This window comes from Mesorhizobium sp. Cs1321R2N1, assembly GCF_037179725.1.
GTDB classification, from domain to species: Bacteria; Pseudomonadota; Alphaproteobacteria; order Rhizobiales; family Rhizobiaceae; genus Mesorhizobium; species Mesorhizobium salmacidum.
In genome coordinates this window covers 1-13,847 of the sequence record NZ_JAPYKP010000162.1, presented here as the reverse complement: position 1 = coordinate 13,847, position 13,847 = coordinate 1, and the positions used below count along the sequence as shown (strand labels likewise).

Sequence of the window (13,847 nt, the reverse complement as noted above, 5' to 3'; positions counted from 1 at the left end):
GCCCGGCGGGCGGATTGCGCCGCAGCCGCGCCGCTTCGGCACGGATCAGGGCGCTGCGATGCGCGGCCGGGTTGGAGCGGTCGCTCTCTTCGAGGAATCTCGGCCAGGCGTCGGTGACGATGCCGAGGAATTCGAGCGTCACCTGCCACCATCCGGCAAGGTTCCCGTTCACCAGGCCGGCGAGTTTGGCCCAGTCGGTGCCTTCCGTCTCGATCTCGTCCATCAGCCCGGCCAGATCGCGCGCCAGCCAGATCGCGTCGGCGGTGGAGGCCGGGACGACGATCTCCTCGGCGAAGAGGGCCGCGACATGGGCGGGCAACCGGCGTTTCCACGCCCGCACCAGCGGCGTCAGCAGTAACAGCCGCTCGGTGGCGGCGATCGGTGGCGCGAGATCGATTGCCACGGTTGGCTCGGCATCGAACGCGGCCTCATCCTCGTCGAATTCGCCGAGCGGGCGGATCACCGGCAGGATCGCCGAACCGCCGCCGCCACGCGCCTTCAGGCTGTCGACGAAGACGCCGCGCAAGGCACGTGCGGCGCGGCGCGTCGGCACATAGATGGTGACGTCGGCCAGGGCGAGCGGGTCGCCTTCGAAACGAAACCCGGGGACAAGGCGGCCGTCAAGCAGCGCCTCGGCCAGCGTCGGCAGAAACGGCGCTCCGGAGGGAATGGAGAAAACGCGGCTTGAGCCGCTCATTGCGATCCGATGAGTGCACCGGCCACCGCGTCTTCGGCGAGCGGAATGGCATCGGGCGTGCCGACGGTTATCCAGTGGCCATGCATCGGCATGCCGAACAGGCGGCCGCCGGCAATCGCCTTGTCGAAATAGGTGTTGAGCGAATGCGGTTCGGCTGGTGCGCCCTTGAACAGGCGCGGGTGGATGATCGCGGCGCCGGCATAGATCAGGCCGGCAGGATCGCCTTTTGAACGCCGCAGGGCGCCATCCGGCGCCACCAGGAAATCGGTGCTGCCACAGTGTCCCGTCGCCTGGTGGAGATCCGCCAGCATCAGCAGAATATCCATTTTCGCGGCGTCCCATGCAAGGGCAAGCCGCCCGAGATTGAGCGGGCCGTGGTCGATCCAGAATGTATCGGCGTTGAGGATGTAGAAGGGCTCCCGGCCGAGCTCCGGCAGCGCCTTGACGATGCCGCCGGCGGAATCGAGCAGCCGGTCGCTCTCATCGGAAATGACGATGCGGGGCGCGCGGCGAGCGGCGACATGGGCGACGATCTGTTCGGGAAGATAATGAACATTGACCACCGCCTTGCCGACGCCGGCCGCGGCCAGGCTGTCGAGGCCCCAGTCGAGCAGCGTCTTGCCGGCGATCCGGACCAGAGGTTTGGGCATGGTGTCGGTGATCGGCCGCATGCGCTTGCCGAGCCCGGCGGCAAGAACGATGGCGGTCTCCGGTTTCGTTGTCACAGCGCTCGTTCCTCCAGCAGCCCGTGCGCGCTGTAGAAATCCCGCAGGTCGGCGAGCGCGGGATGCGACAGCGCCCGCCTGAGATAGTCGCGGATGCGCGGCAGGTGCTTGAGATAATAGGGTTTGCCGTCGCGTTTTTCGAGACGCACGAAAATGCCCAGAATCTTGGAATTGCGCTGCGCGGCCATGATTGCATAGGCTTCGAGGAAGCCTGCTTCATCGAAGTCGCCCGCTGCATGACGCGCCGCGAGATAGGCATCGAGCGTCCGCTTCTCGATCTCGGGTGACATGGTGACGCGGGCGTCCATGGCAAGCGAAGCGACGTCATAGGCGGCGGGCCCGATCAGCGCGTCCTGGACGTCGACGATGCCGAGCCGGTCGAGGCCGGACCGTTCGCCGCGCCAGATGATGTTGGGTGAGTGGAAGTCGCGCAGCATCAGCGTGTATTCGCTGCCTTGCAGCCGGTCGAGAAGCGCGTTCCATGTCCTGTGGTAGCCGGAACGCAGCGCGTCGCTCGCCGGGCCGACCGATATCGCCGGCACGTACCAGTCGATCAGCAGGTCCGCTTCGATCAGCATGGCGTCGCGATCGAAGGGCGGCACGTCATGAACGACGCCGGGAGCGGCCTCCATCCGGTGAGGCCAGGCCTTGCCGTGCATCATGGCGAGCAATTCGGCTGCCGCCTCGTAACGTTCGGCGACCGGCTCGCCATTGCCGTCGAGAAAGCCTTCCGAGCCCAGATGCTCGAGCAGCAGGAAACCCTGGTCGAGATCCTGCGCGTCGATCCTGGGCACCGCGACTCCGGCGGCTAGCAGCGCACGGTCGATGGCGACGAAGGCGGACACCGACTGCGCGGTGTGGGCGATCACCGCATAGGGCTTGCCGTCGCGCACGGGAGGGCCGAGCACCAGCCGCGGCGAGTTCATCAGCACGCGCGGCGCCTCGCCGGCAAGCGAGACGATCTCGTAGGAGCGGGCCGAGGCATCGCCGATGAAATGCCGGCGCCGCGCTTCCCCCCATCCGGCGCTCTCCAGGAAGCCGCGCATGGCCAGCGAGCGCGCGACACGGTCGAAGGTCGCGCCTTGCCCCGACAGTCGGGCCAGCCGGCCCTCGCCATGCTGGACGAGTTCGATCAGCACCGTCGTCCTGGGCAGATAGCCGTCAGCCCGTTCCGGCCATTCGATAAGGGCTGCACCTTGCGCTAGCGCTTCCTCGAAGCCCAGTTCGTCCAGCTCGGCCGCCGACGACAGGCGATAGAGGTCGAAATGATGGACCGGGATGCGCGTGTCGTAGCTCTGCACCAGGGTGAAGGTCGGGCTCGGCACTTCGAGACCGGCATCGTCGGCCAGCGTCCGGGTGAGCGCTCTTGCCAGCGTCGACTTGCCGGCGCCGAGATCGCCCTTGAGCGCCAGCACGTCGCCCACGCGCAGAGCCAGCGCAAGATCCTCGCCCAGCCGCGCTGTCTGGGTCTCGTCGGCGAGCAAATGCTCCAGCACCGGTTCCGTCATCGAGCGCGCTACTCGGCCGCTGCGCGGATACCCGGCATGTCGGGAAAGGTGCAGATGACGGTCGTGCCCTTATCCCTGCCGGTTTCGATGCGAACGGCGCCGCCATGCAGTTCGACAAAGCTCTTGACGATGGACAGGCCGAGGCCGGCGCCGCGCCGGCGGCCGCCATTGGCGCGCGGCTCGAAGCGGCGGAACACCGAATCGAGCACGTCGGGCGGCATGCCGGGCCCGTCGTCGTGAACCGAGAACTCGACTCCGTCCGCCAGTCGGCGGCATGCCAGCCGGATGGTGCTGGCCTCCGGCGCGTAATTGGCGGCGTTGCTCAGCAGATTGTAGAGGATCTGGCGGATGCGGGTTTCGTCGCCATGGAAGGTCTTTGGCGCGGCGGCGGCGTCGACCGCGAGCCGGATCGAATGCTCCTCCAGCCGGTCGGCGACAAGCTCGGCGGCGGCCGCGATGGTGCGGTCGACATGCACTTCGGAAATATCGAGCTGCATGATGCCGGCATCGACCGTCGCCAGGTCGAGTATGTCGTTGACGATGGTCAGCAGCACCGATGAGGACGAGCCGACATGCTCGACATATTCGCGCTGCTTCTGCGTCAAAGGGCCGGTCGCCGGCAGCGACAGCAACTCGGTGAAGCCGATGATGTTGGTCAGCGGCGACCGCAGTTCGTAGGACACATGCTGGACGAATTCGTTCTTGAGCTGGTCTGATTTCTCGAGCGCCTCGTTCCTGTCCTTGAGCGCGCGCTCGATGTGGACGCTGTCGGTGACGTCGACGAAGGTCATCATCACTTGCCCGTTGGGCAGCGGAATCACGGCGTAACGCAGCACGGTGCCGTTGTTGAGCTCGGTCTGGCCGTGGCGGTCGCGGCGCTCGTCGTCGAAGCCGGTGATGGCGGCGACGAAGCCGGGCCAAGGGCTCTCGACCGCTTGCCGATCGGACAGCTCGCGTATGGCCGATACGTGCACATTGGGCTTGGCGGCTTCCGCGTCCAATCCCCACAGCGTGGCAAAGGCCGGGTTCGACAGCCGCAGCCGGCCGTCGGGGCCGAACACCGCGACGCCTTCGGCGAGGTTGTCGAGCGTTTCGCCCTGGACCCGAACCGCGGTGCGGTAGCGGCTTTCGAGATCCATCTTCTCGGTCAGGTTCTCGAACACCCAGGTGACGCCGCCCTTGGGTTGCGGGTTGGCGACGACGCGGATCGTCTTGCCATCCGGCAGATGCCACCAGTGTTCCTGCGATTCGACCGCACGATAGGCGCTGAGCAGGCCTTCCTTCCAGCGGCGCCACTCCGGCTGTTCGGCGATCTTGCCCTCGCTGCGCAGCCGGTCGAGCAAAAGGGCGTTGTCGGGCGCGCTGTGCAGGAAGCCGCTGTCGAGCCCCCACAGCTTCTGGAAAGCCTGGTTGAAGAAGCGCAGCTTCTCGTCGGTGTCGAAGATGGCGACAGCGGTGTTGAGCTGGTCGAGCGTATCGGCGTGGCTGCGCACGGTCCGCTCATATTCGCCACGGATAGCCTCGATGGCGCTGGTGTCGCAGGCAAGGCCGGCCGAACCGTCGGCGCCGGCAAAGTCGGTCACGGCGAACACGCGGCGGTCGCCTTCGATCACCGTCGAAAGCGACTGCTCGAAGACCGGATGCGATTTGTGCTGCGTGGCGATGGCCTCGCGCGCCTGGCCGCCGAGGAATTCCTTGGCGTCACGCACGGCGGCTTCCGCGCTCTCGGCTTCGACCGCGTCGGCATATGCCCGGTTGACCCATTTCAGGCGGCCATGCTCGTCACGCAGCCATGCCGGCATCTTCAGCGCCTCGAGCAGCCCGATCATGGTGTCATGATCGGTGGCCAGCCGCTGGTTGTCGATCTTGAGCCGAGCCTGGCTGCGCTGCGTCTCGGAAAGCGAGACAAACCGCACCAGCACATGGGCCGCGCTCTTGCGGCCATGCACTTCCAGTGGAGCGCCGGCCTGGGATTCGATCACCAGGTCGAACGGCCTGCCCTTTTCGCGCAAACCCGCCACGGCATGTTCGAGTGCCGCCGCCGAACGCGGCATCAGCCAGCGGCCAAAGGCGAGGAACGCGGCCCGGTCCTCCGGCGCACCGCTTTCGGTCGGCAATGTGCCGATGAGTTCGGGTTTCTTGTTTTCCGAGGCCCAGACGACGACACGCTGATCGCGCAGGTTGAGCAGCGCTTCCGAACGCCGCAACGCCGCGCTGACGTCGGCGACGCGGCTTCTCAGCTCGACATTCTCCGCCGAGGTACGCGCCCGTTCGCGGATGAGAACGATGGCCGACAGGAATGCCGTACCCGTCACGCCGACGAACACCGCCAGCTGTACGACCTCGATGGTGCTGATCGAAAGACTGGCCACGGCGGCGCCGGCGGTCTGGGCATGCGCGACCGCGCCCGCCAAGGGGCAGGCGAGAGCGGAGCCGGCAAGAAACAATCCCGCACGGGCGCGCCATGAAAGGCGCTCGCCTCGCGGGGCGGAGCCCATGGTCCTCGACTCGTCATGGCCGCCGGAAACGGCCTTTCCCGCCTGAAGCGGGTTATCCCCCGGCATGTCTTGGTCCTCTTCGCCGCCTGAATGCAAGACCGCCCTGATGCGTACGCCGGTCCTCGTCCCCGGACCCGCGAATCACAACAATAGCGCCTGCCGGAATCGGCGTGAAGAATCATTCGGTGCAAAAATAAAGCCGGGCGAAAAGTCAATCGCCCGGCGTCAATATCTAGTGGTAAATCCGGATTTGGTTAATAGCGGTAGTGTTCCGGCTTGAACGGACCCTGCGGTGTGACGCCGATATAGGCTGCCTGCTCGCCCGATAGTTCGGTCAGGCGGGCGCCGAGCTTGTCGAGATGCAGGCGCGCGACCTTCTCGTCGAGATGCTTGGGCAGCACATAGACCTGGTTCTGGTACTGCTCACCCTTGGTGAACAGCTCGATCTGGGCCAGCACCTGGTTGGTGAAAGAGGCCGACATGACGAAGCTCGGATGGCCGGTCGCGTTGCCGAGATTGAGCAGGCGGCCTTCCGACAGGAGGATCATCCGCTTGCCGTCCGGGAAGGTGATCATGTCGACCTGGGGCTTGACATTGGTCCACTTCAGATTGCGCAGCGACGCGACCTGGATCTCGTTGTCGAAATGGCCGATGTTGCCGACGATCACCATGTCCTTCATCAAACGCATGTGGTCGAGGGTAACGACATCCTTGTTGCCGGTGGTGGTGATGACGATGTCGGCGGTCGGGGCCGCCTCTTCCAGCGTGACCACTTCAAAGCCGTCCATAGCGGCCTGCAGCGCGCAGATCGGATCGACCTCGGTGACCTTGACGCGGGCGCCCGCACCCTTGAGCGAGGCCGACGAGCCCTTGCCGACGTCGCCATAACCGCAGACGACCGCGACCTTGCCGGCCATCATCGTGTCGGTGCCGCGACGGATGCCGTCGACAAGCGATTCCTTGCAGCCATATTTGTTGTCGAACTTCGACTTGGTGACCGAGTCGTTGACGTTGATGGCCGGGAAGGGCAGCAGGCCCTTCTTCTGCAACTGGTAGAGCCGGTTGACGCCGGTCGTCGTCTCTTCTGTGACGCCGCGGATCGCCGCTTTCTGTTTGGTGAAGAAGCCCGGCGAAGCCTTGAGGCGCTTCTTGACCTGGGCGTAGAAGTATTCCTCTTCCTCGCTCTGCGGATTGGACAGCACGTCCTCGCCGGCCTCGGCGCGGGCGCCGATCAGGATGTACATGGTGGCGTCGCCGCCATCGTCGAGGATCATGTTGGAGACGCCGCCATCGGCCCACTGGAAGATCCTGTCGGTGTAGTCCCAGTACTGCTCGAGGGTCTCGCCCTTGACGGCGAAGACCGGAATGCCGGACTCGGCGATGGCCGCGGCGGCGTGGTCCTGGGTCGAGAAGATGTTGCAGGAAGCCCAGCGGATGTCGGCGCCGAGCACCTTCAGCGTCTCGATCAGCACCGCCGTCTGGATGGTCATGTGCAGCGAGCCGGTGATGCGCGCGCCCTTGAGCGGCTTCTTGGCGCCGAATTCCTCGCGGCAGGCCATAAGGCCCGGCATTTCGGTTTCGGCGATATCGAGTTCCTTGCGGCCCCAGCCGGCAAGCGAGATGTCGGCGACCACATAGTCCTTGCTACCCGTCATGGCAGTGCTCCGATGCGAATTGTCATACTTGCGAATTGTTAGCGGATGCGCCGTGCCGGAAGACATTTCCAAGGGCGCGAATTGCCGGCCTGACTAGCAGATCAGGCTTCGCGCGACAATGGGATATAAAGAAATCTTTATTCGTGCATGTCCTGGAGGGCCGACTTCGAGGTCAGTACTCCTCGCCGAAACGGGAGGCGACAAGCTGCTCCAGCGCATCCATGACCTCGAGCGCCTCCGGGCCGCTGGCGGTGACGCGGATCGAGTATCCCGGGCTGGCGGCCAGCATCATCAGGCCCATGATCGAGGTGCCGCCGACCTTGACGCCGTCCTTCTCGACATGGACCGACGCGTTGAAGCCGCTGGCAAGCTGGACGAATTTCGCCGAAGCGCGCGCATGCAGCCCGCGCTGGTTGACGATCGGAAACTCCCGGACGATCTGGTCCTTGTCAGGCGACAGCGTGCTCATTTGCTGCTCAAAAGCTGGCTGGCGACGTTGATGTATTTGCGGCCCGCGGCCTGCGCTTCGTCGAGCGCTGCCGCCATGTTATCGCCCTTGCGGATCGACGACAGCTTGATCAGCATCGGCAGGTTCATTCCGGCGATCACTTCGGTGCGGCCGGACTCCATCACCGAGATTGCAAGGTTGGATGGCGTGCCGCCGAACATGTCGGTCAACACGATCACACCTGCCCCCGTATCGACACGGGCGACCGCATCGACGATGTCGCGGCGACGCTGCTCCATATCGTCGTCGGCACCGATCGCAACGGTTTCGAAATTGTCTTGTGGCCCGACGACATGTTCGACGGCATGTCTGAACTCGGTGGCCAGTTGACCGTGCGTTACAAGCACGAGTCCGATCATTCTTTGGTGGCTCCCGTCATCGCCGCTTCACAGGCGCATTTTATGCTCGCCAGCCAATCCAGGCGGCGGGAGCGCTATCTTGTCGACGCGAGGCCCGTTGACAAGCCCAAAATTGCGCCGGCCCATGCCATTTTGACGCATTGCAGCAAAAAACGCAGGGCGGATCATAGAAAAGGCGCGATCGACAGCCGCGCCATCACGGCGGCCAAGGCGGCGGCGACATTGCGTTCGGCCAGATCGATGCGCGCCACCGCGCAGCCGGCGATCTCGTCGCTGGCGTCCTCCTGGAAGCGTGCGATTTCGACGGCCGGCAGCAGCCGCACATGCAGGTCGACGACGCAGGCCGGCTCGAATGGCAGGGGTCGTGGCCCAAGCCGTGGAACTTCGGCCAGGCCCTTGATGGTGGCGGGTGCACGGCACACCAGCCGCCCCGCATGGGCTTCGACGAAGAGCTGATCGTCGCCGACGAGCCGCGAGAACAATCCGCGTTGCAGGCAATGGTCGATCAGCGTCAGTGCCAGCGTTGTCTTGCCCGACCCGGGTGAGCCGGTGATGAGAATGCCGCGCTCGCCCATCAGCAGTGCCGTCGCATGAATGTTCTCAGGCCGCACGGCGCAATCCATAACGATCGGCGGTCATCCCTCGGCCGGCAGCGTCACGACGAAGCGCGCGCCCTTGATCTCGCCGGGCTTGGTGCCGGGAATGTTTTCGGCGGTCAGCGTACCGCCATGGGCCTCGACGATCTGCCTGGAGATCGACAGGCCAAGGCCCGAGTTCTGGCCGAACGCCTCGCCCGCGGGCCGGTCGGTGTAGAAGCGTTCGAAGATGCGGTCGATGTTGTCGGCGCGGATGCCGGGACCATTGTCGTCGACGGTCAGGATGTTGAACTTGCCGGCGCGCGCCAGCGACAGGCTGATGTGGCCATGGTCCTCCGGCACGAAGGAGCGGGCGTTCTCGATCAGGTTGGTGATGACCTGGCCGATGCGCAGATCATGGCCGACGACGACATAGCCCTTGGCGCCCTGCGGCAGCTTGGCAACCTTGAGCTCGATCTCGACCGCCTTCTTGTTGCGCGTCGTTTCACGCGAAACAGCGACGAGGTCGGTAACGAATTTCTTCAGGTCGACGGTTCCCGCGTCCTCGCGCGCCAGTTCGGCGTCGAGGCGGGAGGCATCGGAAATGTCGGTGATGAGGCGGTCCAGCCGTTTGACGTCATGCTGGATGATCTCCATCAGACGCGCGCGTGAGGTGTCGTTTTTCGCCAGAGGCAATGTTTCGACGGCGCTGCGCAACGACGTCAGCGGGTTCTTCAGCTCATGTGAAACATCAGCGGCGAAACTCTCGATCGCCTCGATGCGCGCATAAAGCGCGTTGGTCATGTCGCGTACGGCGATCGACAGATTGCCGATCTCGTCCTGGCGGTCGGAAAAGTCGGGGATTTCCTCGCGGCTCTTGACGCCGCGCCTGACCCGCACGGCAGCGGCGGACAGCCGGCGCAGCGGGTTGGCGATGGTGGAGGCCAGGAGCATCGACAAGATGGCCGTGACCAGCGCCGCGATGCCGAAGACGCGCAGGATCGCCTTGCGTTCCGCCGCGACGATCTTGTCGATATCGCCGCCTTCGGTCGACAGCATCAGCACACCGAGAACCGCGCGAAAACGCTGGATCGGCACCGCCACCGAGACGATCTGCTCGCCCTGTTCCGAGACGCGTACGATGGTCGACGGGCTGCCGGTCAGCGCCTTCACCACTTCCGGGAACGCAGCGCCATTGCCGCCCGGCTGCTCGTGATAGACCGGCAGGTCGGTGTTGCGGAAGAAGTCGAAGATGAACTTCTGGATGCGCTCGACAAGGTCCGGCTCTTCCTCGTCCACCGGCGGCAGGTCGTAGCGCAGGATCTGGCCGCGCGAATAGAGATGGCGCGAATCGAGCAGCAGGTTGGCGTCGCGGTCATAGATGCGGGCGCGGGTGCGGGTCGGCGAGATCAGTCGCCGCAGCACCGGCGCCACGCGCTCGGGATTGATCGGAAAATCGAGGTTGTCGAGCTGGTCCGAGCCAGGCCCCAGACTTTCGCCGGCCTGCAGCTCGAGCAGCTTTTCCGGGTCGATGCTGATCGAGTCCGTCTCGACCGTCGCCGACGCCGCGATCGCCCCGGCGATGATCTCGCCTTGCGTCATCAGGCTTTCGACGCGCGCGTCGATCAGCCCGTCGCGGAAGGTGTTGAGATAGAGGATGCCGGTGACGAGCACCGCCAGGCCGGCAAGGTTGAGGAAGAGGATGCGCCGCGTCAGGCTGGAAAAGATGTGGTGGCCGAGGAACCGGCGCATCGGCACCGTGATTTTCGACACGAAGGAAGGCATGATGCGCGACGGCCGCCTGGCGGCGCCCGTCGGCCTGCTTCGCTGTGCTTCCACTGCCATCGAATAGCAGCTCCCGCTAGTCCCAGGTTTGAAATATGTCGCAGCCCCAAGCCGGGGGCCGCTTTTGCTCGACATACATCAAATTACGCTTCGCGGAACCGATATCCGACTCCGTAAAGGGTTTCGATCATCTCGAAGTCGTCGTCGACAGCCTTGAATTTCTTGCGCAGCCGCTTGATGTGGCTGTCGATCGTGCGGTCATCGACATAGACCTGCTCATCATAGGCCGAATCCATCAGCGCATCACGGCTTTTTACCACACCGGGACGTTGCGCCAGCGAGTGCAGGATCAGGAACTCGGTGACGGTGAGCGTCACCGGTTCGCCCTTCCAGGTGCAGGTATGGCGTTCCTGGTCCATGACGAGCTGGCCGCGCTCGAGCGAGCGGGCCTGCTGGCTCGGCGCTTTTGCCGCGGCCTCGCGGGCGCTGGCCCGCCGCAATACGGCGCGCACCCGCTCGACAAGCAGGCGCTGCGAGAACGGTTTGCGGATGAAGTCGTCGGCGCCCATCTTGAGACCGAACAATTCATCGATCTCGTCGTCCTTGGAGGTCAGGAAGATCACCGGCAGGTCGGATTTCTGGCGCATCCGGCGCAGAAGCTCCATGCCGTCCATGCGCGGCATCTTGATGTCGAGGATGGCGAGATTCGGCGGCCGGGCCGCCAGGCCTTCCAGCGCGGACGCACCATCCGTGTAGGTCTCGACACGATACCCCTCGGATTCGAGGGCGATCGACACCGACGTCAGAATGTTGCGGTCGTCATCGACAAGCGCGATTGTTGCCATTTCAAGCGGCTCCCTCATGAACTGTCCCTTCTGTCGTAAGAGAAGGGGCTTTTGCAGGACAAATTAGGTACAAAATGTGGCATAGGCCTTGTCCGCTGTCACGAGCGGCGTGCCGGGGGCCACAATTCTACCTCGACACCGATTGGACGAACGAGCACCGCCAATCCTTTGGGCAACCACCGAACTTTTTACATATATAAACGATTTAAACAACTTTCAAAATATTTAAATCGATTAAATATTTGATATCATTTGCCTTTTCTGGTTCTGACCATCTAGCCTGCTTAGTAGGTGTGCCGGAAATATGCCGGCAAAGATGCGGCAAATCTTGAGAAGGGTCACCAAATGTCGGAATTCGGCAAACGCAATCCTGCCTGCGCGATCGATCGTATCGGTTTGAAAACCTCCGGCATGGTGCGCTATAATTTCGGTGCGGCCGCCCTCTATCAGGAATCGATCCGGCGCGGTGAAGCCCGGCTGACCGCGCATGGCGCGCTTGTCGCCGAGACCGGCCAGCACACTGGTCGCTCTCCCAAGGACAAGTTCGTCGTTCGCGACGGCGCCACCGAACCGCAAGTCTGGTGGGACAACAACAAGGCGATCTCGCCGGCCCAATTCGACGTTTTGCTCGCCGATTTCCAGGCCCACGCCGCGGACAAGGACCTTTACGTGCAGGATCTGGTCGGCGGTGCCGACGCCGAGCTCAACCTGCGCACCAGGGTGATCACCGAATTTGCCTGGCACTCGCTGTTCATCCGCAACCTGCTCATCCGTCCCGACGCGGCCGAACTCGAACAGTTCGTGCCCGGGATGACCATCATCGACCTGCCGTCCTTCCGCGCCGATCCCGCCCGTCACGGCAGCCGCACCGAAACGGTGATCGCCGTCGACCTGACGCGCAAGATCGTGCTGATCGGCGGCACCTCCTACGCCGGCGAGATGAAGAAGTCGGTGTTCACCATGCTCAACTACCTCCTGCCGGAGAAGGGCGTGATGCCGATGCACTGCTCGGCCAATGAGGGACCGGCCGGTGATGCCGCCATCTTCTTCGGCCTGTCTGGCACCGGCAAGACCACGCTGTCGGCCGATCCGTCGCGCACTTTGATCGGCGACGACGAACATGGCTGGGGTCCGCATGGTATCTTCAATTTCGAAGGCGGCTGCTACGCCAAGACCATCAAGCTGTCGGCGGAAGCCGAGCCGGAGATCTTCGCCACCACGCAGCGCTTCGGCACGGTGCTGGAAAACGTCGTGCTCGACGCCGACGCCGTGCCGGACTTCAATGACGGCCGGTTCACCGAAAACACACGCTGCGCCTATCCGCTCGACTTCATCCCCAATGCCTCGAAGTCCGGACGCGGCGATCACCCCAAGAACATCATCATGCTGACCGCCGACGCTTTCGGCGTGATGCCGCCGATCGCGCGGCTGACGCCGGCGCAGGCGATGTATCATTTCCTCTCCGGCTACACGGCCAAGGTGGCCGGCACCGAAAAGGGCGTGACCGAGCCTGAAGCGACCTTCTCGACCTGTTTCGGCGCGCCGTTCATGCCGCGCCATCCCTCGGAATACGGCAATCTGCTGCGCGAGCTGATCGCGCGCCATGGCGCCGATTGCTGGCTGGTCAACACCGGCTGGACCGGCGGCGCCCACGGCACCGGCAAGCGCATGCCGATCAAGGCGACGCGCGCCTTGCTCGCCGCCGCCCTCGACGGCTCGCTGAAGGCAGGCGCGTTCCGCACGGATGCCAACTTCGGCTTCGAGGTGCCGGTGGCGGCGCCTGGCGTCGACAGCGCCATTCTCGATCCGCGCTCCACCTGGATCGACAAGGCTGCCTACGACCGGCAGGCGGCAAGGCTGGTCGGCATGTTCGCCGTCAACTTCGAGAAATTTGAAAGCCATGTCGACGCTTCCGTCATGGGCGCGGCGCCCCGCATGCAGGAAGCGGCGGAGTAATCGCCAAGGCATCGTTGTGGCGCAGCACCATTGAAGGCCCGGTTTCGATCGGGCCTTTTCTTTTTCGGTCCGCCGCGCCATGACTGCGGCATGCCGATCGACGACATCATCATATCGGGCGAAGCCGTGATCCACCCGGGCGACCTGCACGAGGATTTCATCCGCTCGTCCGGTCCCGGCGGCCAGAACGTCAACAAGGTGGCGACGGCGGTGCAGCTTCGCTTCGACGCGCAGAACGCGGAGGGCCTGTCTGAGCGCGTGCGCGAGCGGACCATAAAACTTGCCGGCCAGCGCGCCACCAAGGACGGTGTCATCGTCATCGAAGCCGGGCGCTTCCGAACCCAGGAACAGAACCGCGCCGATGCGCGGGCGAGGCTCACGGCACTGGTCGCCAAGGCCGCCGAACCACCGCCGCCGCCGCGCAAGAAGACACGGCCGTCGAAAGGCGCGGTTGAGCGACGGCTGAAGAGCAAGGCGGGACGCGGCACGATCAAGAAGCTGCGCGGCCGGGTGGAGAACGATTAAGCACCACACCAGGCGCGTGTACAAAACGGCTTCTCATTTCGCACCGCAGATGCGAGGTTTCCCCATTGCCACAGCAAGGGAGACCTAGGGCGTAGTGACGATTTAACGGGTTGGGATTCCCAAGGAAGGGCAAATCAGATTCAACGCTGATTTTTGGAGGTCAGCGATGGACTGCGATGCGCTTCGAGAGGATCAGTGGGAACGGATCAAG

11 protein-coding genes and 1 pseudogene are annotated in these 13,847 nt (G+C 64.3%); 2 read left to right on the top strand and 10 right to left on the bottom strand.

The window, feature by feature from the left end; translation table 11 throughout:
- The 10 genes and pseudogenes from O7A61_RS27765 to O7A61_RS27720 all read right to left on the bottom strand — a co-directional run.
- A pseudogene (locus tag O7A61_RS27765) lies at window positions 1-697 on the bottom strand (double-strand break repair protein AddB); the annotation flags it as partial.
- Window positions 694-1,422 carry a nucleotidyltransferase family protein gene (locus O7A61_RS27760; RefSeq protein WP_337132492.1) on the bottom strand — a complete coding sequence of 243 codons (729 nt, stop codon included), beginning with the start codon at window positions 1,420-1,422 and terminating at the stop codon, window positions 694-696. The gene O7A61_RS27760 and the pseudogene O7A61_RS27765, both read right to left, overlap by 4 nt.
- Complete coding sequence (gene tsaE / locus O7A61_RS27755) at window positions 1,419-2,930, bottom strand: tRNA (adenosine(37)-N6)-threonylcarbamoyltransferase complex ATPase subunit type 1 TsaE (protein WP_337132491.1); 1,512 nt, start codon at window positions 2,928-2,930, stop codon at window positions 1,419-1,421. The genes O7A61_RS27760 and tsaE overlap by 4 nt, the downstream gene beginning before the upstream one ends.
- An 8-nt stretch (window positions 2,931-2,938) precedes the next feature.
- Window positions 2,939-5,494, bottom strand: coding sequence for a sensor histidine kinase (locus O7A61_RS27750; protein ID WP_337132490.1), 2,556 nt, complete (start codon window positions 5,492-5,494; stop codon window positions 2,939-2,941).
- Window positions 5,495-5,682: 188 nt separating this feature from the next.
- Window positions 5,683-7,083 (bottom strand): adenosylhomocysteinase, encoded by a 1,401-nt coding sequence (gene ahcY, locus O7A61_RS27745; protein WP_337132489.1) that lies wholly within the window; start codon window positions 7,081-7,083, stop codon window positions 5,683-5,685.
- Between the two features lie 172 nt (window positions 7,084-7,255).
- Complete coding sequence (locus tag O7A61_RS27740) at window positions 7,256-7,552, bottom strand: HPr family phosphocarrier protein (RefSeq protein ID WP_337132488.1); 297 nt, start codon at window positions 7,550-7,552, stop codon at window positions 7,256-7,258.
- The gene (locus O7A61_RS27735) at window positions 7,549-7,950 is read right to left on the bottom strand and encodes a PTS sugar transporter subunit IIA (protein WP_010912939.1); all 402 of its coding nucleotides are present in this window, start codon (window positions 7,948-7,950) and stop codon (window positions 7,549-7,551) included. The genes O7A61_RS27740 and O7A61_RS27735 overlap by 4 nt, the downstream gene beginning before the upstream one ends.
- A 164-nt stretch (window positions 7,951-8,114) precedes the next feature.
- Window positions 8,115-8,573, bottom strand: coding sequence for an HPr kinase/phosphorylase (locus O7A61_RS27730; RefSeq protein WP_337132487.1), 459 nt, complete (start codon window positions 8,571-8,573; stop codon window positions 8,115-8,117).
- 12 nt (window positions 8,574-8,585) lie between these two features.
- On the bottom strand, window positions 8,586-10,370 hold the full coding sequence (locus O7A61_RS27725) for a sensor histidine kinase (RefSeq protein WP_140506841.1): 1,785 nt from the start codon (window positions 10,368-10,370) through the stop codon (window positions 8,586-8,588).
- An 83-nt stretch (window positions 10,371-10,453) separates the two neighbouring features.
- The gene (locus O7A61_RS27720) at window positions 10,454-11,155 is read right to left on the bottom strand and encodes a response regulator transcription factor (RefSeq protein ID WP_010912942.1); all 702 of its coding nucleotides are present in this window, start codon (window positions 11,153-11,155) and stop codon (window positions 10,454-10,456) included.
- A 345-nt stretch (window positions 11,156-11,500) separates the two neighbouring features.
- Between O7A61_RS27720 and O7A61_RS27715 the strand changes: the two genes are divergently transcribed.
- Both O7A61_RS27715 and arfB read left to right on the top strand, forming a co-directional pair.
- Window positions 11,501-13,111 (top strand): phosphoenolpyruvate carboxykinase, encoded by a 1,611-nt coding sequence (locus tag O7A61_RS27715; RefSeq protein WP_337132486.1) that lies wholly within the window; start codon window positions 11,501-11,503, stop codon window positions 13,109-13,111.
- Window positions 13,112-13,201: 90 nt separating this feature from the next.
- The gene (arfB, locus tag O7A61_RS27710) at window positions 13,202-13,636 is read left to right on the top strand and encodes an alternative ribosome rescue aminoacyl-tRNA hydrolase ArfB (RefSeq protein ID WP_337132485.1); all 435 of its coding nucleotides are present in this window, start codon (window positions 13,202-13,204) and stop codon (window positions 13,634-13,636) included.
- Window positions 13,637-13,847: the final 211 nt, after the last annotated feature.

Bases quoted from the DNA above. Each gene is read 5' to 3' on its own strand.
- O7A61_RS27730 (WP_337132487.1), bottom strand. From the start codon at position 8,573: ATGGATTGCGCCGTGCGGCCTGAGAACATTCATGCGACGGCACTGCTG.
- O7A61_RS27720 (WP_010912942.1), bottom strand. From the start codon at position 11,155: ATGGCAACAATCGCGCTTGTCGATGACGACCGCAACATTCTGACGTCG.
- O7A61_RS27750 (WP_337132490.1), bottom strand. From the start codon at position 5,494: ATGCCGGGGGATAACCCGCTTCAGGCGGGAAAGGCCGTTTCCGGCGGC.
- O7A61_RS27740 (WP_337132488.1), bottom strand. From the start codon at position 7,552: ATGAGCACGCTGTCGCCTGACAAGGACCAGATCGTCCGGGAGTTTCCG.
- ahcY (WP_337132489.1), bottom strand. From the start codon at position 7,083: ATGACGGGTAGCAAGGACTATGTGGTCGCCGACATCTCGCTTGCCGGC.
- O7A61_RS27715 (WP_337132486.1), top strand. From the start codon at position 11,501: ATGTCGGAATTCGGCAAACGCAATCCTGCCTGCGCGATCGATCGTATC.
- arfB (WP_337132485.1), top strand. From the start codon at position 13,202: ATGCCGATCGACGACATCATCATATCGGGCGAAGCCGTGATCCACCCG.
- tsaE (WP_337132491.1), bottom strand. From the start codon at position 2,930: ATGACGGAACCGGTGCTGGAGCATTTGCTCGCCGACGAGACCCAGACA.
- O7A61_RS27735 (WP_010912939.1), bottom strand. From the start codon at position 7,950: ATGATCGGACTCGTGCTTGTAACGCACGGTCAACTGGCCACCGAGTTC.
- O7A61_RS27725 (WP_140506841.1), bottom strand. From the start codon at position 10,370: ATGGCAGTGGAAGCACAGCGAAGCAGGCCGACGGGCGCCGCCAGGCGG.